The following is a 20,167-nucleotide window of genomic DNA, read 5'->3' as shown; positions in this document are numbered from 1 at the left end:
GATCGAGTGTGCGCCAGTGGCTTAATGGGCCATCAGAACCGGTACGGTCATGGCTTCCAGGATTTCCCGGGTTGCCCCGCCGAACAGGAATTCACGCATGCGGCTGTGGCCGTAACCGCCCATCACAACCAGATCGTTGCTGTTGTCGGAGACATGGTTGAGCACCGTGTCGGCAATGCCGGCTTGCGGGTTGGTGACAACCTCGACGGTGACATCCATGTTGTGGCGTGCCAGATAGTTGGCGACGTCGGCACCCGGTTGGCCGGTTGCTTTCGTGGCTTTCTTCTCGACGACCAGGACCGTGATCTTCTCCGCCTTTTCCAGAACGGGCAGAGCCGCATGGATGGCCCGTGTCGCGGTGGAGCTGCCGTCCCAGCCAACCAGCACGTTCTTCGGCTGGAAGGATTTGCTGCCGATGTAAGGCACAAGCAGAACCGGTACGCCGCTTTCAAACAGGACGGTCTCGATCAAGAGTTCACGCATCGGCTCCGGCTTGTCCGGATTGGCCTGACCGATGACCACCAGGTCTGTCGGGCGGCAATGAACCAGCACGTTTTCCAGGGGGCCGCCGGTGAGGATTTCCGCGAGCCTGCTTTCGCTCTTCACACCTGCCAGACGGGCCAGCTCGTCGAATTCCTTCTTGGCCTCGGTGGCCGCGGCAACCGCCTGTTCGTGTGCTGCCTGCAAATAGTCGACCGGCATCGGCGCGGCCGCGAATGCGGGAACGACCGGCTCGAACGACACAGCCAGTCCGGTGACATGGGCATCGTAGTTTCGGCCGAATTCCAGGGCGTATTTGGCGGCCGGCTGGTCACCTGCGAGATCCAGAACGGTCAAAATATCTTTGATAGGCATATATCCCTCCAGCGGCCGGTATCATGTCATCGAACCAGCCTCGTTAAAAATCTATAGGTCTGAATGTGGTGAGTCCTTGACGCGCATCAATGTCACCAACTTGTTCTGATAGCCGGTCGGGTGGCGGGAATGAAAAAAATGCGCAATATGGAGCCATGTCAAACCGCTGGCTCTATCTGGCCCTGCCACCGTTCCTGCTCGTGGCTGTCGCCTTCATGCTGGTTCAGCTCTTCATGGAGCTGGATGAGGACAGCGTTGACAGGAAGGCCGCCGAGCGGCTGACGCTTTATCGCCAGACGATTTTGGGCGAATATCAGAAGTACCGCTATCTGCCTTACATGATTGCGCGGGATCCCCGCGCAACGTCAGCGCTGGGCCTTGGCCAGCCATCGGAAAGCGCCAATCGGTTCCTGCAGGAAATGGCCGAAAATTCAGGCGTGGATCTGCTCTATGTCATGAATGCTGAAGGCACGACCCTGGCGTCCAGCAACTGGCAGGAAGACTTGTCGCTGGTCGGCCGAAACTACGGTTTCAGGCCTTATTTTTCAGCCGCCATTGAAGGCGAGGAAGGTCGCTTCTTTGCAATCGGCGCGACCTCGGACGAGCCGGGCTTGTTCCTGGCACGGCCGACGCCGGTCAGCGGCAAGCCGGTTGGTGTGGCTGTGGTCAAGGTGGACATGGGCCCCCTGGAAGAAGCCTGGGCCGAAGGTGGTGAGACCGTCTTTGCCTCCGACGCCAATGGCGTGATTTTCCTGTCGAGCCAGCCCGATTGGCGCTACCGGACGTTGACGGCGCTGCCGCAGGAGGTGCGCCAGATGATTGAGGCAACGCGCCAGTATGCCGGTCGGGAATTGTCCCCGGTCAGCGATAGTTTGGATCAGGAAAGACAGCAGCTCGTCATCGACGGCAAGAACTACCGGCACAATTCGGCGGATGTCGGCCTGCTTGGCTGGACCCTGCATTTCCTGGTCCCGGTGGAAGAGACCCGCAAGAGCGTGCTGCCGATCTGGGCGGCAACCATTTCGCTCTGCCTTGTATATGCGGTCATTGTCCTTGTACTGCGCGGTCGGCGTCTGCGCCAGGCCTCCGCGTTGCTGCGTCAGGAATCGGCCGGACTGAAAGAGCTGAACACCCGTCTGGTGGAGGAGATTCAGGAACGGCGGCGCGTTGAAAAAGAGCTTCTGGAAGCACAGCGCGGCCTTGCCCGCTCCAGCCGTCTGGCGGCTGTGGGCGAAATGTCCGCGGCAGTCGTGCACGAACTCAGCCAGCCGCTGGCGGCCTTGCGCATGTTCGTTGCCGGAACACGCAAGTTCCTGGAAAAGGGCGACACGGAAACCGCCTCGGAAAACCTTGACGAAATCGATTCCCTGCAGATGCGCATGGCCAGCCTCACGCAGGAACTGAAGCGCTTTGCGCGGCCCGGTGAAAGCCGTATCGAGAAGATTGACCTGACAGAAAGTGTCCGGACCGCCGAAAAGATCGTGCGGCCCCGGTTTGAAGAGACCGGCTGCCTTTTGAAACTGGACCTTCCGCCCGATCCGCTGGAGGCGGAAACCGCTCCGCTCAGGATCGAGCAGATCCTGGTCAATCTCTTGCGCAACGGTGCCGATGCAACGGCGGGCGAAGAGGCCGGTGAAGTCAAACTGCACGCGGAACGGCAAGGGACAGAGCTGGTGCTGGCAATTTCCGATAACGGCCCCGGCATCCCGGAGGACCTGAAGGAACGGATCTTCGACCCGTTCTTTTCCACCAAGACCAGCAGCGGGGGCATGGGGCTCGGCCTTGCCATATCGATGCGGCTCGCGGAGGACCTGGGCGGCAGCTTGTCGGTGCGTGCAAACACCCCCAAGGGTGCTGTGTTCGAATTGCGTCTGCCTGCCTTGTCCGGCGAGAAAGCCAGTGAAAGAGCCAGTGACAGCGCCGGTGACAGGGCCTCCGGCACCAGGACCGAACGGGAACCAGAAGCCGCAGAATGACCGACCTTTCCCAGAAGATTCCAGTCCTCATCGTCGACGACGATCCGTCCATGCGCGCGGCCCTGCGGCAATGGATAAGACTTGCAGGTTTTGAAACCCATGAAGTTGCAACGGCAGGTCAGGCGCTTGCCAGATTGTCCGCCGAATTCCGGGGTTGCGTCGTTTCGGATGTGATGCTGGACGGGGAAGACGGCGTCTCGCTTCTGCGCAAGATCGGGGCGCTCGACGCGGATCTTCCAGTGGTGCTGATTACCGGTCACGGCGATGTGCCGATGGCGGTCGAGGCGATGCGGGCCGGGGCCTATGACTTTGTCGAAAAGCCGTTCGATCCAGATCTGATTGCCGACGTGGTTCGCCGGGCGTGTGACAGGCGTGCGCTTGTTCTGGAGAACCGTTCGCTACGCACGCAATTGCTCGATAGCGCGGGTCTGGAAAGCCGCCTGATCGGCAATAGCCCCGCCATGCAGGCCCTGCGCCAGCAAATCCTGCATTTTGCTGCAACGGATGCTGCGGTTCTCATTACCGGTGAAACCGGCACAGGCAAGGAAGTGATTGCCCAGGCTCTGCATGATTTCAGCCCGCGCAAGGCGGGGCCTTTCATGGCGATCAACGCGGCAGCCCTGCCGGAGGCCATGGTGGAAGCGGAGCTGTTCGGCCATGAGGCCGGCGCTTTCACCGGTGCAGACAAGCAAAGGACAGGAAGGATCGAGGCGGCAAGTGGCGGCGTCCTGTTCCTGGACGAGATTGTCTCCATGCCGCTGGCGTTGCAGCCGAAGCTGTTGCGCGTGCTGCAGGAGAAAAAGGTAGACCGTATCGGCGGCACAAGACCCGTCGATGTCGATATCCGTCTGGTCAGCGCCGCCAATGTCGACCCCAGGGAAGCAGTGCGCAGCGGACGGCTGCGCGAGGACCTGCTCTTCCGGTTGAATACGATTGAACTGCGGGTACCGCCACTGCGCGAGCGAGGCCGTGATGCGCTCCTGCTGTTCGACACGTTCCTGAACCGCTTCGCCGCCCAGTATGGTCTGGATGCCCCGGCCACAAGCGCCCGCGACGAGGCTTTCCTTCAAACCTATGGCTGGCCGGGAAACGTCCGGGAGCTGCGCAATGCCGCCGAGCGCTTCGTGCTCAACGCACCGGTCACGCCGCAGCCGCTGGAAGAACTGGTGACCGGCCAGCGGGAAACGGGACCGGTTCCCGTTGGAGGTGGCCTGAAGGAGCTGATGGACGCCTATGAGCGCAACCTGATCGAAGGTGCCTTGCGTCGTCACGGTGGGCGGATGGCCGACGTGATGCAGGAACTCAACCTGCCGCGGCGAACGCTCAATGAAAAAATGACCCGCCTCGGCCTCAGCCGCGATCAGGCGAATGCCGAGACTGTCGAGGGATAGGCATTCCTGAGAGCATTCACCCGAGCGATGCCCCAATATCCAGCCTCATCCTGAGGAAGCGCGTGAGCGCTGTTTCGAAGGACGGGCCGCTGGCTCCCGAGTGTGCTGCGCATCCTTCGATACGGACCTGATGGTCCGCCTCAGGATGGAGGTAATCGGGAAATGAGACGGCGGTCTGAAGCTGGCAGACAAGCTCCCCACATCATCCCGAACCGGCGGAAATCCGCCGAGGGTATCGGGCTATCGGCAAGATCTTGCCGAGCTGCACTGCAGCAATTCGAGGGTGGGGCGGAAAGAAGCATCGATTTCCTGCCGGAAAGTGTTGCCAGCAAGAACTGGCACGGGTCATGCTACAGGCTCATCGACTTGGCACGGGCTTGTGCGCGGAGGCGTTCAGGCCGAGCTGTCAAGGAAATGAGCAAACGTCTTGGGAGGATTGCATGCTCTTTTCACTGAAATCCGCAACCGCTGTATCCGCGGCTGCGCTGTCTCTGGTATTCGCCACCGAAACCTTCGCCGCCGACGTAACCTGGAACGTGTCGCTCTGGGGCAAGCGCCGTGCGTTTACCGAGCATGTCGAAAAGCTGGCCGAAGAAGTGGCCGCAAAGACCGACGGCAAGTTCGAAATCAAACTGCAGTACGGCGAAGCCCTGTCGAAGTCTCGCGAGAACCTCGATGGCATTTCCTTCGGTGCGTTCGAAATGGCGCAGATCTGCGCCTCCTATCACCCGGACAAGAACCCGAGCTTGACGGTTCTGGAACTGCCGTTCCTGGGCGTGAAGGACCTTGACCAGGAAATCAAGGTATCGATGAAGCTCTATGAGCATCCCGCCGTGAAGGAAGACCTTGGCCGCTGGAACGCTCAGGCTCTGATGCCTTCGCCGATGCCGCAGTACAACTTTGCTGGCAAGGGCGATGTGCCGAGCTCGATTTCCGACTTTGACGGCATGCGCGTGCGTGCCCTTGGCGGCATCGGCCAGTTGATGGAATCTGTCGGCGCGGTGCCGACCTCCGTGACCGCTTCGGAAACCTATCAGGCGATTGATTCCGGTACGGTGGCGGCTGCCAGCTTCGCACCGCATGCGCATCTGTCGTTCAAGGTGGTTGAAGTCGCCAACTGGTGGACCAAGAACCTGAACCCGGGAACCGTGCAGTGCCCGGTAATCGTGAACATCGACGCTTACAACGCTCTTCCGGACGACTTCAAGGCAGCTCTCGACAGCTCGGTTGAGCCGGCCCTGGCGCATTACCTGGAGACCTATGACAAGGTCTACGAAAAGTGGTGGCCGGAACTGGAAAGCCGTGGTGTGACGCAGGTCGAGTTCTCCGATGCCGAACTGGCTGCCTTTGCCGAAAAGGCCGGTCCGATCCAGGCCGCCTGGGTGGAAGAGCAGTCCGCCAACGGTCTGCCGGCGCAGGACATCCTGGACATGGTCAAGTCGACCCTCGCGGAATAAGCCCGGCAAGCCTGGACTGTTTCACACTCTTCCCGGCGCGACCTGCGCCGGGAAGCCAATGCTCGGGGCTTAACTCATGAACACAATCGATCCCGGAGGACGTTCCGTTTCGGAGCGCCCGGTCACCTATATCCGCTTCGACGGCTGGCTCGCTCACGTCGAGAATGCCTTCAACCTGTTTGCCGCAGGAGCCATCTTGGCCTTGATGCTGCTGGCCGTCCTTCAGGTTGTCGGCCGCCTGGGCTTCAATACCCCGGTACCCGGCTTCATCGACATCACCGAACAGGCAATGGCCATCTTCGCCTTCGCCGGTATTGCCTATTGCCAACGCGTCGGGGGCCATATCCGCATGGAGATCGTGCTCGGCCGGCTCAGCGGCCGGACGCTTTACATCTGCGAAATGCTGGGTGTCATCCTGATCGCCTTCACGGTCGCGCTCCTGATCTGGGGCTCCTGGTACCATTTCGACCGGTCCTGGACGATCGGCGACAGCACCATGGATATCCGCCTGCCGACCTGGCCGTCCAAGCTGATGGTTCCGGTCGCGCTCAGTCTCCTGTTCCTGCGCCTGTGCATGCAGATCTACGGGTACGCCCGTCTGGTCGTGAACCCGTCTCGTGAAGCCTATTGCGTGCCGATGATCGAGGGTGTCGAGGAACACGCCAAACACGAGATCGAAGAAGCCTTTGGCGATGACGTGGAAGAAGGAGGCGCGCGATGACGCCGTTTGAAGTTGGCCTCCTGATGACCGGCGTCCTGCTGGTCCTCGTCGTCCTGGGTGTGCGTGTGGCTTTTGCCGCGGCCTTTACGGGACTGGTCGGCCTTATCGTGCTGTTCTCCCTGAAAATGGGGTTCTCGAAAGGCTTCTTCGTGGCCTTGCAGATGGCCGGCACGATCCCGCATTCCAAGTCGGTCACCTATGCCCTGTCGGTGCTGCCGACATTCATTCTGATCGGCTTCCTGGCTTTCTACGCCGGGTTTACCAAGCAGCTTTTCGAAGCGGCAAAGCGCTGGCTGGGCTGGCTGCCGGGCGGCATGGCCGTGGGCACGGTGTTCTCCACTGCCGGTTTCGCAGCCGTATCAGGTGCATCGGTGGCAACGGCCGCGGTCTTTGCGCGTGTCGCCATTCCCGAAATGCTGGCCGCCGGTTATTCCAAACGACTGTCGGCTGCCGTCGTTGCCGCCGGTGGCACGCTGGCCTCGCTCATCCCGCCGTCCGCAATCCTGGTGATCTACGCCATTCTGGTGGAACAGTCGGTCGGCAAGCTCTTGATCGCCGGTTTCCTGCCGGGCGTGTTCTCGGCATTGATCTACGTCGGCATCATCGTGGCCGTTGCCGCCTGGCGCGGCGATGCACCACCGGTCGGCGGCTTTACCTGGAAAGAGCGCTTTGAAAGCGTCCCCGGAACCCTGCCGATCATCGCCGTCGTCGCGATCATCTTCTGTTCGTTCTTCTTCGGTCTGGCCACCCCGACCGAAGCCGGTTCGCTCGGCGCCTTCGTGGTGCTGGTTGTTGCGTTTATGAAAGGTATGCGGACCAAGCAGCTCGGCCAGGCCTTGCACGAGACCGCGAAACTGACGGTGATGATCTTCACCCTGATCTGGGGCGTGCTTGTCTACGTGCGGTTCCTGGGTTTTGCCGGCCTGCCGGACGCCTTCAAGGACTTCATCGTCGCCCTGGATTATTCGCCCTGGGTGGTGATGGTCTGCATCCTCCTGGCTTACGCCGTTCTCGGCATGTTCATGGATGCGATCGGCATGCTCATCCTCACGCTGCCGGTGGTCTATCCTGCGGTGATGGCGCTGAACGGCGGTGAAGGCGTGTCGGCTGCCGACAGTGCGTTCGGCATGTCGGGTGAGGCCTGCTCGATCTGGTTCGGCATTCTGGTGGTGAAGATGGCGGAACTCTGTCTGATCACACCACCGATCGGGTTGAACTGTTTCGTTGTCTCGGGAGTGCGGCCGGATATTCCGGTGCAGGAAGTCTTCCGCGGCTGCGTACCGTTCTTCGTTGCAGACGTCCTGACCATCGCAGGTCTTTTGGCATTCCCTTCGATCATCACCATCCTGCCCGAGCTGATGGCCTGACGGGAAAGCCGAGATGAAGAAAACAAAACGCCGCCGGAAGGTCTTTCCGGCGGCGTTTTTTGTTGCTGGCCGGGGAATTGCCCCGGGTTCGGGTTAATCGAAGATGTGAGCCTGGCTCTGCGGCGTATCGAACCGGTTGGGTCCCTGTGTGCCGGAGAAGAACATGTTGGCGAAGCCCTGACAGAGGGCGAAGAGACTGCCGACAATCGGAATGAACCAGACGAGCAGCCAATAGCCCGACACATCCCTGTCGTGGAACCGGCGAACCTGAACGGAGAGGTTCGAAATGGAGAACGGCAGGATCAGCAACCACATGGTCAGTCCACTTCCGCTTGCCAGCAGTTCGTCCGCGTTTGCGTAGTATTGAATCTCGTTCTCGATCGCGGTGAAATAGGCAAAGATGACCGCGATCATCATGATCAGGTTGAATGTGCCGATACCCCAGTAACCGAGCCTGCCGATGCGGCCGTTGAAGCTGAAAAAGAAACCGAGGAACTGCATCACCGCATCGATGATGGAAAGACTGCTGTCGCCGGCAACCTGAACGGCGGCGCCCCCGGCGCGCGCATACCCGCCAGCGCTCGAAGCATAGGCATTGTTGCCCGAATAACCGTTCTGGCTCGGGCCCCACTGGCCCTGACCTTGCGGGTCCAGTCCACGTTTTCCAAATTGCTTGCGCTGCACAGGCATGAGTATCCCCCGTCCGAAAATTTCTTGTCAGAACGAAGGTAACCTTACGCGAGCCGGCTTAAGATTGACGTAAGGGACGTGGTTAAATCTTGGTGAAATTGCGGAGGGTTTTCTTCCCGTTCAGAACAGGCTGCCCTGGCTGGTTGCCGGTCCCTTGCCGGTCGCCGGTTTTTTCACTTTGGCAGGCTTCGGGCCGGCACTGTCGCTGAGCGCGACGGCGTCAACCGTACCGTCCGCCAGTTCTATGGAAAGGGCTGCACCAGACGCGATCGCTGCTGCCGAGCGTACCGGTTGGCCGCTGTCGTCGCGCACCACGGCATACCCGCGTGCAAGCACATCCTTGTAGGAAAGCGACTTCAGGAGTTTCTGCAAACCGTCAAGGCGCGCCTTTTCCTGCGAAAGACGGGCAAGATAGGCCCGGTCAAGCCGGTCACCCAGACCGGACAGGCGCTCGGTCCCGAGCGTCGTCTGCTGGGCGAGCCGGGCCGGTGTCAGCCGCACGGCCAGGGCTTCGAAGGCATGCCGCTTTTGCGAGACAGCGACTTGCAGCGCGCGTTGCTTGCGTTCGCTCGCCTGGACAAGGTCCTGCCGGGCTTTCGTGCTCAGGCGGGACAGGAGCAGCGGTGACAGGCGTCCGGCAAAATTCTGGTAATGGGTCCGGTGCGTTCTGGTGCTCACGATCAGTGCGCGTTCCAGGCTGCTGGCCAGGGTGTCGAATTTCTGGCGCGGCAGGGCGAGAAGGTCTTGCGGCGCGGGCAGGGCGGCGCTGGCGGCGCGCAGTTCTGTGCGCCGGGAAGTCACGAACCGCACCAGGCCCGAATTGAGCCTGCGGGAACGGTCGTCGACCATGGCCATCAGCTCGGCCTTCACCGGCACGGCAAATTCGGCAGCGCCTGTCGGCGTCGGGGCACGCAGGTCGGCGGCAAGGTCGATCAGCGTCCAGTCGGTTTCATGGCCGACGGCCGAGATCAGCGGGATCTGGCTGTCTGCGGCTGCACGGACGACGGCTTCCTCGTTGAAGCCCCAGAGGTCCTCGATGCTGCCGCCTCCGCGGGCTACGATCAGGACGTCCGGCCGCGGGATCGGTCCGCCGGGTTGCAGGGCGTTGAAGCCGCGAATGCCGTTGGCGACTTCCGCACCCGAGGTCTCGCCCTGGACGCGGACCGGCCAGACCAGCACATGCAGCGGAAAGCGGTCTGCGATCCGGTGCAGGATATCGCGGATGACGGCACCGGTCGGAGAAGTGACCACGCCGATGACACTCGGCAAGGGCGGCAGCGGGCGCTTGCGCTCCTCGGCAAAGAGGCCTTCCGCAGCAAGTTTCTTCTTGCGCTCTTCCAGCAGCGCCATCAGGGCGCCAGCTCCCGCCGGTTCCAGGGAGTCGATCACCATCTGGTATTTCGACTGGCCCGGGAACGTGGTGATCTTGCCGGTGGCAATCACCTCCAACCCCTGTTCAGGCTGGATCTTCAGCTTGGAGGCAGCCCCGCGCCAGATAACGCCGGACAGGACCGAGCGGTCGTCCTTCAGGTCCAGATAGATATGACCGGACCCCGGCCGGGAGATCCGGCCCAGCTCGCCGCGCACACGCACGTAACCGAAAGCATCCTCCATCGTACGCTTGATGGAGAAGGAAATTTCGGAGACTGAGAATTCGGCGACGTTGGACTGGGTTTCGCTCACGCAGGTGATTCCTCTTCTGCCCCGAAAGTGGCCGTTCGGGGAGGCAGGGTCAAGGACCGTGCGGACCGCCTTTGCCCAAGGCTTGGGAAAAGAAGATACGGCTTAAGCAGGCGCGTAAGAATCGAATAGGCTGTGGAAGCTTCCACAGCCATCCGAACCGCCTTGAAACCCTCACAATCGAGCGCATACCTAAGCACCATGGCCAAATACGAGTTCAATATGCAACGACTGTTCCTGCGACATATCCTTGCCGATGGCGCACGCATAGATGCGGACCGCAGCCAGGCGAACTATCTGCTGAACGTTCTGCGCCTCAAGGATGGCGACTACGTGCTTGTCTTTAATGGCAATGATGGTGAATGGCTGGCCAAGATCGTCAGCAACGGCCGGCGCGACTGCACTTTGCAGCTGATGGAACGCACTCGCGAGCAAACCTCGGCAAATGACCTGATGTACATGTTCGCGCCGCTCAAGCACGCCCGGCTGGACTATATGGTGCAAAAGGCAGTGGAGATGGGAGCTGGCAGCCTGAAGCCGGTGCTGACCCAGCATACCCAGGCCAGCCGAATCAATCTTGAGCGGATGGAAGCAAATGTGATCGAAGCGGCCGAGCAATGCGGTGTTCTGGCCGTACCGGAAGTTCTTGCGCCCCAGCCGCTGACAGATGTGCTTGCGGTCTGGAACGAAGCACAGCCCGGCCGCAGGTTGCTGTTCTGCGATGAAGCGGAAGGGACAAACAATCCGCTTTTGACCTTGGCCCAGATGAAGGAAAGCGGTCCGAAGCCGCTCGCCATACTGATCGGGCCGGAAGGCGGGTTTTCCGATGAGGAACGGTCTCTTCTGCGCAGTCTCGATTTTGTCACGCCAATTCCCCTGGGCCCACGTATCCTGCGCGCCGACACGGCAGCTGTCGCGGCCCTGGCGGTTCTGCAGGCAACGGTGGGCGACTGGAGGTAGGCGGCTGTCCGGCTGTCCGGCTGCACGGAACCGTTATTCATGTTCAGGATCACGTGAAAGCTTTGGGGGAGGGGACCTTGCTTGATCTGGTATCGCTCCTCTGCGAGGTCAGGGCAAAGCTGGGATCGGCGCCGTCGCAGAAGCCGGTTGCACATTCCCCGACGAACGGCTTGCGTTCCTGAAACGGACCGGCATGATCACCACGCACACTTCGGTGTCGTTTCCTTGCTTGCATTCTTGTTTCAAGAAACCTAAATCACCGAGGCTCAAAAGCGTTCCTCCCGGAACGCGCCGGATCACTGCGGTTTGTAGGGGGCAGCCTGACGGGCCGCGCAGTTTTTAGGACGCTTTCATGGCCCGCGATACGGTCGACTCCACCCCGATTGAAACGGTTGCGGATCTTGCCGCGACGCTCGAGGAGGGCTGTAAGCCGGAAGAGAAGTTTCTCATCGGCACCGAGCACGAAAAATTCGGCTTCTGCCTGAACGAACTGACGCCAATTCCCTATGGCGGTGAAAAGGGCGTCGAGGCCATCCTGACCGGCATGGAAAAGCTGATCAACTGGGAGCGGATCGAGGACGCCGGCAAGATCATCGGTCTGGCAGACGACCGCGGCGGCGGCGCGATTTCCATCGAGCCGGGCGGTCAGTTCGAACTTTCTGGCGCGCCGCTCGACAACCTGCACCTGACCTGCCGCGAAGCCAACCAGCACCTTGCCGATGTGCGCCGCGTGGCCGAACCGCTCGGCATCGGCTTCCTTGGCATCGGCATGACCCCGACGTGGTCGCGTGCCGACATGCCGCGTATGCCCAAATCCCGCTATGACATCATGACCAACTACATGCCGAAGGTCGGCTCGCTTGGTCTCGACATGATGTACCGGACCTCCACCATCCAGGTGAACCTCGATTTCTCGTCCGAAGCGGATATGGCCCTCAAGATGCGCGTCGGCCTGGCTCTGCAGCCGATCGCGACCGCCATTTTCGCCAATTCACCCTTCACGGAAGGCAAGCCGAACGGCTTCAAGTCTTTCCGCGCCCAGATCTGGACCGACACAGACCACGACCGCACCGGCGACATGCCTTTCGCTTTCGAGGAAGGCTTCGGCTTCGAGCGTTATGTGGAATGGGCAATTGATGTGCCGATGTATTTCGTCAAGCGCGGCTCGACCTACTACGACGTTACGGGCACCACTTTCCGCCAGTTCATGAACGGCGCGCTGGAAGGCAAGGTTCCGGATGCAACGCCAAATATGGGTGACTGGAACAACCACCTGTCCACGCTATTCCCGGATGTCCGGTTGAAGAAATACATCGAGATGCGCGGCGCCGACGGCGGCCCGTGGCGGCGCATCTGCGCTCTGCCCGCACTCTGGGTCGGCCTGCTTTACGACAAGGGCGTGCTCGATCAGGTCTGGGAACTGGTCAAGGACTGGACCCAGGAAGAGCGCGCGGCTCTTCGTGCGGGCGTACCCAAAACCGCCCTGCAGACACCTTTCCGCTCAGGCACCGTTCTGGATGTCGCCAAACAGGTGCTTGCCCTGTCCCAGGAAGGTCTCAAGCGTCGCAATCGCCTGAGCGATGGCGATCTGGACGAGCGCGTGCATCTGGCTCCGATCGAGGAAGGCCTCGCCTCCGGCATGTGCCCGGCAGACGTTCTGCTGCAGCGCTATAACGGTTCCTGGAAGGGCGATATCAGCCAGGTCTTCCGCGACTACGCCTACTGAAGAAGCTCCGCCCGCAGCATCAAGTTGTGGGCGACCGGCGCTGTCCGCAAAAGGCCTGAATTGACCTGAGGCCCGCGAAGCGTCACTCTGTCTGTGATCGGTCTTTTTTCTCAAGGCCTTGCAACAGCGTGAGCGGAGCGACGCAAATGACTGGCAGCGAGACGGGAGCTCCTCCCTTCGACATCTTTTCCTTGTCGGAAGATGTGCGCAACCGCTTCGGCTGGTCGAATGAAGACCTTAGCCGGGTGATGGAGCAGCTCCTGCCTGCCGCGCTCAACGGTTTCCGCTACTTTGGCAGTACGGTACCGGGCTTTTCCGAGTTCCTCGGGCAGACGTCGCCTCTTGGCACAGTCGCGCAAAACCCCTTTGCCGGCTACGCAGGCCTGTTCCAGAGCCCGTCCGATGCAGCCCTGACACCCTTTTTCGGGCCTGAAGCTGTTCAAAAGGCGCTTGCCAGCCAGATTTCCGGCCTCACAGGCCTTCAGCGTGATGCCATCCAGGAAATGATGCCAGTGGCGGCGACGCTTGCCATGGGGCAGATCGCCAGGCCCTTTGTCCACGGCGAAGCTCGTAACCTGCTAGACGCCTATCTGCGCGGCTTTGCAAGAGGCCGGCCGAAACCGCAGCCGACCCCGGTCGACTACCTGCAAGGCTATGCCGAGGCGATGCAATCCTTCTGGGGCGCGTTTCTGCAACCGGCCAGCATCGTTACCAAACCCGCGGCGCCAGAGCCTGAGCCCGAGCCGCTGGAAGAAGAATTGCCGCCGGACGACGAGCCGGATGCCCCTGAAGGCAATGCGTCCGAGTTTGAGGAAATGGTGTCGAGCTGGATGTCAGCCGGCCGTGATTTCCAGTCCAACCAGTTCAAGGCTTTCGACAGTTTCTTCGAAAAGGCCGCCAAGGATTTCCGCGACGTTTGAGACGTCTTCAGGCTTGGGCCGCCCCAAAAGCATTTTGCAAAAAAAAAGACCCGCCGGGGAGGCGGGTCAGGTTCGTCAGCAAGGCTTGCCGACAGGGGCTGCAAATGAGGGGAGGTCAGCCGAAAGGTCAGGCCGCCAGCTGGCGGGTCTTGCTTTCGGTCACGAGTGTCATCACCGGCTTGTCCTGCGCCGAATTGGCGGCGCTATAGCCGATGGTCTCGCGGAGCGCTGAAGATCCGTTCACCAGGGATGTCGGATCGGTATAGAACGGTTGGGCCAATGCGCGTCGAACGTCGCTCCGCGTCAGGCCGATGTCCTTCAACTGCTCGTCGGACCAGTCATTCAGTTCCGCGAACTGACGACGGTTTTTGGACACACGCCATACACGGGCAACCATCTGCCCGAAGAGAGCGAAGAACGGGGTGCTTGCTGTATGTGTCATGGCAAAATTCTCCTGTTGGCGGACGGAGGGATTCCGACTGCCTGTTCCGAGCCTGATTTGGCGTCGCTTGTTGTGGAACATCCCCTATGTGGACTGTTTGCTGCTATTAATCCAACGAATGTTTGTGATTGAAATTATCACTTTCTGTGAAGTCAAAATCCCCAAAGCGCTTCGATTCAAGCAAGGCGGCCGCTTCGCGAAATCATTTCCCCTTTAAATGGATGCCATGTTAAATATGAGCATCCTTTATCAGTGAGGCGCTCATGCTCGACCTGGATCAGCTCCGGACCTTTGTGGCCATCGCCGAAAGCGGCAGCTTCACCAAGGCGGCGGACAATGTGCACAAGACACAGTCGGCGGTGTCGATGCAGATGCGCCGTCTGGAGGAGCGGATCGGCAAACCGCTCTTTGTCCGGGTTGGCCGGCAGTCCCGCCTGACCGAGCATGGCGAGCGTCTGCTTCACTATGCGCGCCGGCTCGTGCAATTGAACGACGAGACGCTTGCCGCTTTCGATGACACGGAACTTGCCGGGCTCGTGCGTCTGGGCACACCGGACGACTACGCAGATCGGTTCCTGCCGGAAATTCTGGCGCGCTTTTCCAGGTCCAACCCCAAGGCGGAAGTCAGCGTCGTCTGCGCCCCGACACCCAATCTGGCCGACATGATCGCCGAGGGTGAGCTGGATGTCGCCATCATCACCCACGTACAGAAGCGTGGTCGCAAGAACGTTGATCTGGTACGGCGTGAACCTTTGCTCTGGGTTGTTTCGGCCCGCCACGCGGTGGAAAACGAGTCGCCTCTGCCTCTGGCGCTGGGGCGCGCTACCTGCGACTGGCGCCGGGCTGCGATCAATGCGCTCAGCGATCAGATGCGCGAACATCGCCTGCTTTATTCAAGCTGGAACTCTACGGCAGTCGGCGCCGCCGTCCTTGCCGGGCTTGCCATTTCCGTTCTGCCGGAATCTGCGCTTCGGTCCGGCATGCGGGTTCTGACGGAAGCCGAGGGTTTCCCGAAATTGCCCGATTGCGAAATAGGTATCATGCGGTCCTGGCATAACAATTCCCGGGTCACGGATGCCCTGGTCGAGCACATTGTTTCATCGCTCGACAACCTTTCGGTTCCGCTCGCGGCCGAATAGTTGCAGGCGAACGGAATTCCCGGAACGATTTCAAAATCTTACCTAGAGTATTGATTTGTCCTGCTGGCCAAATATCGATTGAAGTGTAAGAAGTTGTGATGTATCTTTAGTAAATCAATTCGAATCTCAAATTTCACCACCGGTTTTGTGGCTCATTTCATAGGGTCCTTGCATGCATCACGCACTGGACATCGACCAACTTCGAACGTTTTTGGCGATCGCGGAGTTGGGAAGCTTCACCAAGGCTGGTGAGGCTGTGCACAAGACGCAGTCGGCAGTCTCCATGCAGATGCGGCGGCTGGAAGAGCGTGTTGGTCAGCCGATCTTCATCAAGGACGGGCGCCAGTCCCGGCTGACGGAAAACGGCCTGCGGCTGGTCGAGTTCGCCCGCCGGATGATCATGTTGAACGACGAGACCCTGTCTGCCTTCAATGGCCAGAAGGAAGTCGGCCATGTGAAGCTGGGCGTGCCGGACGATTATGCCGACCGGCTGCTGCCGCAGGTGCTGGCGGCCTTCAACCGGCTCAATCCTTCCATTGAAGTGCAGGTGGAATGTCTGTCCAGTGCCCGGCTGACGGATGCGATCCGGGAAGGAACGCTCGACGTCGCCATCACGACCTCCCAGGATACGATGGACCTGCGCGGTGAAATCATTCGCCGTGAGCCGCTCTACTGGGTTACGTCGAACCAACATTGCGCCCACACACAGGACGTTGTCCGGTTGGCACTCGGACCGGTGACCTGTGGCTGGCGCCGGATTTCGATGGATGCGCTCGACCGGGCGGGACGCCCCTACCGGGTCTCCTACACAAGCTCCAGCGCGGCGGCTCTCGTCGGTGCGGTTCAGGCCGGACTTGCCGTGACGGTGTTTCCTGAAAGCGCGATTCGAGACGGCATGCGTATTCTGGACGAGAAGGACGGCTTTCCGACGCTGCCCTATTGCGACATCGCCCTGCTGCGCTCGGATACGGCACGCGAAACCATGCACGATACGTTGTGCAACCACCTGGTGGCGGCCATCGGCAACGTTGGCAGCGGCACAACGCAACTGGCGGCGGAATAAACCTCCGCCGTCCGGTTTCTTCTCATGTCAGGGATGGACCTACCGGGCGCGCAGCATCATCAGGTTGCCGCCGATAACACAGGCCAGACCGGCGGCGGCCACTGGCGTCCACTGATAGCCTTCGAAAATGGTCGACAGAGTGAGAGCGACCACCGGGAACATCACGGTGGCATAACCTGCCCGCGCCGAGCCGATGCGGCCGAGCAGGGTCAGGTAGGAAGCAAAGGCGATGACCGAGGCGACAACAGCCAGATAGATCAGGCTTCCGAAATAGTTCACGGACCATTCGACGGAAAAGCTCTGGCCGCGCAGGGCCGAGAAGACCCCCAGAAAAAGCATGCCGTAGACCATGCCCCAGGCAGTGGCCGGTGTAACGCCGATGCCGCGCCGCTGGGTGTCAGCCGACAGCATGTTGCCAAGGCAGAAGGACAACGTACCGCCGACACACATGGCGAGGCCAATGGCAGCTTCGTCATTGAACTCTGCCCCGGCCAGCTTCGGCCAGAACATCAGGCCGATACCCAGAAAGCCGAGCAGCCCGGCACCGAGAGCGATCGGGCTTGGTCGTTGGCCGAACAGGATCAGTCCCAGAAACAGGTTGAAGATCGAGGCGGTCGAAAAGATCACCGCCAGCAAACCGGACGGCAAAATGGCCGCGCCGTAGTAGAACAGCGTGAAGTTGGTGGAAAACAGAAACACGCCAAGTCCGGCAAACCGCAGGTGATCCTGGAGGCCGAAGGCAAGATGGTGTCCGCGAAAGCGTGCCCACGCCATCATGATCGACGCTGCCAGCACAAAGCGCCAGAACACAGACACTTCAGGCGCGACTGTTGCCACCTGGCCCTTCATCGCAATCCAGCTGAAGCCCCAGGCAAGAACCGTCGCCGCGTAAAGACCATAGTCGGTTGCACTGAAACCGGCAGAGCCGGGCCGGAGGCTGGGGGATGCAACGCTCATGAATGAACCGATCTTTATGGGGATGTTGTTCCTAAGATTGGCGGTCAGGACACTTCAATGCAAATGATTGTTTTTGATGTTTTCATCAAGGTTGCGCATGGATAAAGTCCTGCCGGAATTGAAGCGGTAAGGCTCGTGAGCAGGTTAGAGGACAACATGCATTTTCTCGTCGTTGAGAACTATCAGCATACGGAACTTGGCGTTCTCGGCCGTGTCGCTACGCAGGAAGGTCACAGCTGGCACACCGTCAAGGCATTTGAAGGCGAGCCGCTACCCCAAGGCACCGATGCTTTTGCCGGCTTGGTCGTGCTGGGCGGAGCCCAGGACGCGCTGGCGGACGAAGCCTACCCGCATCTGCCGAAGGTCTGCGACCTGATCCGTGCCTTTGACGATGCCGGCAAGCCCGTGCTCGGCATTTGTCTGGGCTCGCAGCTGATCGCCCGCGCCTTTGGTGGAGAGAACCTTCTCGGCTTGCCGGTTGAATTCGGCTGGCGCAACGTGACACCGACCGACGCAGGGCTGGAAGACCCCGTGGTCGGCAAGCTCGGGGCCGGTGCTCCTCAGTTCCACTGGCATTCCGACACCGTAACGCTGCCGGACGGGGCGGTGCTTCTGGCGAGCAGCGCCATGACACCGGTCCAGGCCTTCCGCATGGGCGATTTGACCTACGCAATCCAGTTCCATTTCGAAACCGGCCTTCCGGAAGTACGTAACTGGAGCGAAGCCTTCAGTGACGACATTCTTGCGCATACGCCGGACTGGCACAGCCGTTTCGACACCGAAGCGTCCCGCCATGCAGCAAAGGCCGACGAGACCGGAGCCGCAATTGCAAAGGCCTGGCTGTCGTTGCTTTGAGAACTTTCGCGCTTCTGGTTCCGGGGGTGTGTCCCGGGATATTATCATCCCGGTATTCAGACCACCGGCGTTCCGCCGGTCAGAACTGTCTGCATTGCCGTTTCGTCCAGGTTGCCTCCTGACAGAATGATACCGGCCTTCCTGCCTTGAAGCTTCGGCGCATCCTGCATCAATGCGGCGAGGGCGGCAGCACCGGCACCTTCGGCAAGATTATGCGTATCTGCAAACAGGACGCGGATGGCGGCAGCGATTTCGTCATCCGTAACCGTTGCGATCCGGTTGGAGCCGGTCTGCAGGATATCAAGCGCCGCCTGTACCGGCTCCCGGCAGGCCATGCCGTCGGCGAAAGTGGCTGCGGTTTCCGTGGTCACGATTTTTCCCGCCTCGACGGACAGGCGGTAGGCGGGGGCGTTTTCCGTAACGACAGGAACGATCTCGGTTTTAAGCCCCAGAAGGTCGCGCACCGTGATCAGTCCGCAGGCGCCGGAGCCCATGCCAACGGGGACATAAACCACGTCGAGATCGTCATGCGCCCTGAAAAATTCCAGCGCGTAGGTCGCAACGCCAAGGACGATGTTCCTGTGAAAGCTCGGCACCATCAGGAAACCGCTTTCACGGGACAGCCGCTCGGCAGTGCGCCGGGAAATGTCGAAGTCGCGACCGTCGATCACGAGATCAGCACTAAAGGCCTTCATCGCCCGGTTCTTGCCCTCCGCATTTCCTTCCGGCACCACGATGGTGGCGGGCAGGCCAAGTGTTCGGGCGGCCAGCGCCATGGACTGGCCGTGGTTTCCGCGGGTGGCCGTAACGACGCCGCTGGGGCGGCCGTGTTCTTCGATATGTTTCTGGATGTAGACGATGGAGCTGCGCGCCTTGAAGGCGCCGATCGGGGTGTGGTTCTCGTGTTTGACCACGATTTCCAGGCCGAACCGCTCCTTCAGGAGTGGCCAGGCATAACTTGGCGTTTCCGGCACAAGCTGGCGCACGATCGGAAAAGCGGCTTCAAGGTCGTCCAGGGTGAAGAGAGCGGTCATGGGCGTGGTCAGGTCCGGTTTCTGGTGTTGGTCGGCCGCGAGTATATCCGCGTGGTCCGCACTGTCTTTCAGGATCCTGAACCTATTCGGACTTGCGCGGCCCCTGTTCCTGCGTCAGGTTTGCGCGCCATGCAAACGGACACTGTTCATACCCAGTCTGGATCTGTGCCCATCCACCGGGAGGTCGCCGGATATGGGCTCCGCCTTTTGCCGGCCGCCGGTTACGATGTCGGTTTCGTGGCAGATACGGGCTCCATCGGCTTTGCGTTTGACTGTCAATCGGGCAGCCATGCCATCGCTTCGGACAGGCGGGAAGATTTCGTTCGCTTGCCCAATACACTGGCTTTGACACCCAGCGGCTGCGACATCCGCTCACGGTCAGAAATGGGCGGTGAATATCTTCTGGTCAGCGGTCGCGAAATCCGTCTGACGGAAGGGGGTTACCGCACCAACATCCTGTCGAAATCTGCTTCCATGGCCGCAGGCAGACTGCGCAAGTGGATGTTGTCCGATACGCCTCTGGATCATCTGGACACCGAAGCATGCATCAACGCACTTGCAGAGGCGGGGCTGAAGCCGCAGCGCCCTGGCAAGGCTGCCAGATGGATGACAGGCAACCGGTTTCGGAAAGTGGCGGACAGGATCGAGGCCGATCTCGGGTCAAATCTGTCCGTTGCCGTTCTGGCGCAGGAAATCGGCGTTTCGGCCAGTTTCCTGAGCCGTGCCTTCTCGGCTTACTGTGGGCAGTCGCCCTACGACTATATCGTCAGCCGACGGCTGCAGCGCGCCCGGGCGCTCATCGTTTCCACCGGCAAGCCGCTTTCGGAAATCGCTCTCAGGTCGGGCTTTTCCTCGCAAAGCCACATGACGGCGAGTTTCCGGACGCGCCTCGGGGTCAGTCCCTCCAAGTTCGCGCGCCCGGATCGGTGACCCG

18 protein-coding genes are annotated in these 20,167 nt (G+C 60.6%); 12 read left to right on the top strand and 6 right to left on the bottom strand.

Annotated features, from left to right (window positions below):
* Positions 1–21 precede the first annotated feature (21 nt).
* Positions 22–855 (bottom strand): universal stress protein, encoded by an 834-nt coding sequence (locus tag HEP89_RS03505; protein WP_055657672.1) that lies wholly within the window; start codon positions 853–855, stop codon positions 22–24.
* Between the two features lie 155 nt (positions 856–1,010).
* On the opposite strand from HEP89_RS03505, the gene HEP89_RS03500 reads away from it, so the two are divergent.
* The 5 genes from HEP89_RS03500 (at position 1,011) to HEP89_RS03480 (ending at position 7,767) form a co-directional block, all read left to right on the top strand.
* Complete coding sequence (locus HEP89_RS03500; protein WP_077290774.1) at positions 1,011–2,831, top strand: ATP-binding protein; 1,821 nt, start codon at positions 1,011–1,013, stop codon at positions 2,829–2,831.
* Positions 2,828–4,222 (top strand): sigma-54 dependent transcriptional regulator, encoded by a 1,395-nt coding sequence (locus HEP89_RS03495; protein WP_168691337.1) that lies wholly within the window; start codon positions 2,828–2,830, stop codon positions 4,220–4,222. The genes HEP89_RS03500 and HEP89_RS03495 overlap by 4 nt, the downstream gene beginning before the upstream one ends.
* A gap of 440 nt (positions 4,223–4,662) precedes the next feature.
* Positions 4,663–5,679 carry a C4-dicarboxylate TRAP transporter substrate-binding protein gene (locus HEP89_RS03490; RefSeq protein ID WP_023002122.1) on the top strand — a complete coding sequence of 339 codons (1,017 nt, stop codon included), beginning with the start codon at positions 4,663–4,665 and terminating at the stop codon, positions 5,677–5,679.
* 76 nt (positions 5,680–5,755) lie between these two features.
* The gene (locus HEP89_RS03485; protein ID WP_023002121.1) at positions 5,756–6,400 is read left to right on the top strand and encodes a TRAP transporter small permease; all 645 of its coding nucleotides are present in this window, start codon (positions 5,756–5,758) and stop codon (positions 6,398–6,400) included.
* The gene (locus HEP89_RS03480) at positions 6,397–7,767 is read left to right on the top strand and encodes a TRAP transporter large permease (RefSeq protein ID WP_023002120.1); all 1,371 of its coding nucleotides are present in this window, start codon (positions 6,397–6,399) and stop codon (positions 7,765–7,767) included. The genes HEP89_RS03485 and HEP89_RS03480 overlap by 4 nt, the downstream gene beginning before the upstream one ends.
* Before the next feature lie 93 nt (positions 7,768–7,860).
* On the opposite strand, the gene HEP89_RS03475 is transcribed toward HEP89_RS03480, so the two are convergent.
* The gene (locus HEP89_RS03475; protein ID WP_168691336.1) at positions 7,861–8,457 is read right to left on the bottom strand and encodes a DUF805 domain-containing protein; all 597 of its coding nucleotides are present in this window, start codon (positions 8,455–8,457) and stop codon (positions 7,861–7,863) included.
* A 120-nt stretch (positions 8,458–8,577) separates the two neighbouring features.
* Entirely contained in the window at positions 8,578–10,140 is a 1,563-nt protein-coding gene (gene xseA, locus HEP89_RS03470; RefSeq protein WP_077290771.1) for an exodeoxyribonuclease VII large subunit, read from the bottom strand.
* A gap of 198 nt (positions 10,141–10,338) precedes the next feature.
* Between xseA and HEP89_RS03465 the strand changes: the two genes are divergently transcribed.
* From HEP89_RS03465 to HEP89_RS03455, 3 genes are all read left to right on the top strand, one after another.
* On the top strand, positions 10,339–11,097 hold the full coding sequence (locus tag HEP89_RS03465) for a 16S rRNA (uracil(1498)-N(3))-methyltransferase (protein ID WP_075284587.1): 759 nt from the start codon (positions 10,339–10,341) through the stop codon (positions 11,095–11,097).
* A 352-nt stretch (positions 11,098–11,449) separates the two neighbouring features.
* Positions 11,450–12,823 (top strand): glutamate--cysteine ligase, encoded by a 1,374-nt coding sequence (locus HEP89_RS03460; RefSeq protein WP_168691335.1) that lies wholly within the window; start codon positions 11,450–11,452, stop codon positions 12,821–12,823.
* 146 nt (positions 12,824–12,969) lie between these two features.
* Positions 12,970–13,743 (top strand): DUF937 domain-containing protein, encoded by a 774-nt coding sequence (locus tag HEP89_RS03455; RefSeq protein ID WP_168691334.1) that lies wholly within the window; start codon positions 12,970–12,972, stop codon positions 13,741–13,743.
* Between the two features lie 127 nt (positions 13,744–13,870).
* On the opposite strand, the gene HEP89_RS03450 is transcribed toward HEP89_RS03455, so the two are convergent.
* Positions 13,871–14,185: a DUF1127 domain-containing protein gene (locus tag HEP89_RS03450; protein ID WP_168691333.1), complete on the bottom strand. Its 315-nt coding sequence runs from the start codon at positions 14,183–14,185 to the stop codon at positions 13,871–13,873.
* Between the two features lie 263 nt (positions 14,186–14,448).
* Here HEP89_RS03450 and HEP89_RS03445 point away from each other — a divergent pair, with 263 nt between their 5' ends.
* Both HEP89_RS03445 and HEP89_RS03440 read left to right on the top strand, forming a co-directional pair.
* A complete protein-coding gene (locus tag HEP89_RS03445; RefSeq protein WP_006935582.1) occupies positions 14,449–15,324 on the top strand; it encodes a LysR substrate-binding domain-containing protein in 876 nt (291 codons plus the stop codon).
* 172 nt (positions 15,325–15,496) lie between these two features.
* The gene (locus HEP89_RS03440; protein WP_055657693.1) at positions 15,497–16,387 is read left to right on the top strand and encodes a LysR substrate-binding domain-containing protein; all 891 of its coding nucleotides are present in this window, start codon (positions 15,497–15,499) and stop codon (positions 16,385–16,387) included.
* A 39-nt stretch (positions 16,388–16,426) separates the two neighbouring features.
* Here the strand turns inward: HEP89_RS03440 and HEP89_RS03435 are convergent, their stop codons facing one another.
* Positions 16,427–17,344 (bottom strand): DMT family transporter, encoded by a 918-nt coding sequence (locus HEP89_RS03435; RefSeq protein WP_023002111.1) that lies wholly within the window; start codon positions 17,342–17,344, stop codon positions 16,427–16,429.
* Positions 17,345–17,500: 156 nt separating this feature from the next.
* Here HEP89_RS03435 and HEP89_RS03430 point away from each other — a divergent pair, with 156 nt between their 5' ends.
* Entirely contained in the window at positions 17,501–18,199 is a 699-nt protein-coding gene (locus tag HEP89_RS03430; RefSeq protein WP_168691332.1) for a type 1 glutamine amidotransferase, read from the top strand.
* Positions 18,200–18,255: 56 nt separating this feature from the next.
* Here HEP89_RS03430 and HEP89_RS03425 read toward each other — a convergent pair whose 3' ends face one another.
* Entirely contained in the window at positions 18,256–19,233 is a 978-nt protein-coding gene (locus HEP89_RS03425; RefSeq protein WP_168691331.1) for a threonine dehydratase, read from the bottom strand.
* A 129-nt stretch (positions 19,234–19,362) separates the two neighbouring features.
* On the opposite strand from HEP89_RS03425, the gene HEP89_RS03420 reads away from it, so the two are divergent.
* Positions 19,363–20,163: a helix-turn-helix transcriptional regulator gene (locus HEP89_RS03420; protein ID WP_168691330.1), complete on the top strand. Its 801-nt coding sequence runs from the start codon at positions 19,363–19,365 to the stop codon at positions 20,161–20,163.
* Positions 20,164–20,167 lie beyond the last annotated feature (4 nt).

It is taken from the genome of Labrenzia sp. 5N (assembly GCF_012395805.1).
GTDB classification, from domain to species: Bacteria; Pseudomonadota; Alphaproteobacteria; order Rhizobiales; family Stappiaceae; genus Roseibium; species Roseibium algicola.
Note: the sequence above shows the minus strand (reverse complement) of the source record. Positions and strands in the feature narration are given on the sequence as shown.

What these genes read in the sequence shown, in the direction of transcription:
- HEP89_RS03505 (WP_055657672.1), bottom strand. Translation starts at nt 855, where the DNA reads ATGCCTATCAAAGATATTTTGACCGTTCTGGATCTCGCAGGTGACCAG.
- HEP89_RS03500 (WP_077290774.1), top strand. Translation starts at nt 1,011, where the DNA reads ATGTCAAACCGCTGGCTCTATCTGGCCCTGCCACCGTTCCTGCTCGTG.
- HEP89_RS03495 (WP_168691337.1), top strand. Translation starts at nt 2,828, where the DNA reads ATGACCGACCTTTCCCAGAAGATTCCAGTCCTCATCGTCGACGACGAT.
- HEP89_RS03490 (WP_023002122.1), top strand. Translation starts at nt 4,663, where the DNA reads ATGCTCTTTTCACTGAAATCCGCAACCGCTGTATCCGCGGCTGCGCTG.
- HEP89_RS03485 (WP_023002121.1), top strand. Translation starts at nt 5,756, where the DNA reads ATGAACACAATCGATCCCGGAGGACGTTCCGTTTCGGAGCGCCCGGTC.
- HEP89_RS03480 (WP_023002120.1), top strand. Translation starts at nt 6,397, where the DNA reads ATGACGCCGTTTGAAGTTGGCCTCCTGATGACCGGCGTCCTGCTGGTC.
- HEP89_RS03475 (WP_168691336.1), bottom strand. Translation starts at nt 8,457, where the DNA reads ATGCCTGTGCAGCGCAAGCAATTTGGAAAACGTGGACTGGACCCGCAA.
- HEP89_RS03465 (WP_075284587.1), top strand. Translation starts at nt 10,339, where the DNA reads ATGGCCAAATACGAGTTCAATATGCAACGACTGTTCCTGCGACATATC.
- HEP89_RS03460 (WP_168691335.1), top strand. Translation starts at nt 11,450, where the DNA reads ATGGCCCGCGATACGGTCGACTCCACCCCGATTGAAACGGTTGCGGAT.
- HEP89_RS03455 (WP_168691334.1), top strand. Translation starts at nt 12,970, where the DNA reads ATGACTGGCAGCGAGACGGGAGCTCCTCCCTTCGACATCTTTTCCTTG.
- HEP89_RS03450 (WP_168691333.1), bottom strand. Translation starts at nt 14,185, where the DNA reads ATGACACATACAGCAAGCACCCCGTTCTTCGCTCTCTTCGGGCAGATG.
- HEP89_RS03445 (WP_006935582.1), top strand. Translation starts at nt 14,449, where the DNA reads ATGCTCGACCTGGATCAGCTCCGGACCTTTGTGGCCATCGCCGAAAGC.
- HEP89_RS03440 (WP_055657693.1), top strand. Translation starts at nt 15,497, where the DNA reads ATGCATCACGCACTGGACATCGACCAACTTCGAACGTTTTTGGCGATC.
- HEP89_RS03435 (WP_023002111.1), bottom strand. Translation starts at nt 17,344, where the DNA reads ATGAGCGTTGCATCCCCCAGCCTCCGGCCCGGCTCTGCCGGTTTCAGT.
- HEP89_RS03430 (WP_168691332.1), top strand. Translation starts at nt 17,501, where the DNA reads ATGCATTTTCTCGTCGTTGAGAACTATCAGCATACGGAACTTGGCGTT.
- HEP89_RS03425 (WP_168691331.1), bottom strand. Translation starts at nt 19,233, where the DNA reads ATGACCGCTCTCTTCACCCTGGACGACCTTGAAGCCGCTTTTCCGATC.
- HEP89_RS03420 (WP_168691330.1), top strand. Translation starts at nt 19,363, where the DNA reads ATGCAAACGGACACTGTTCATACCCAGTCTGGATCTGTGCCCATCCAC.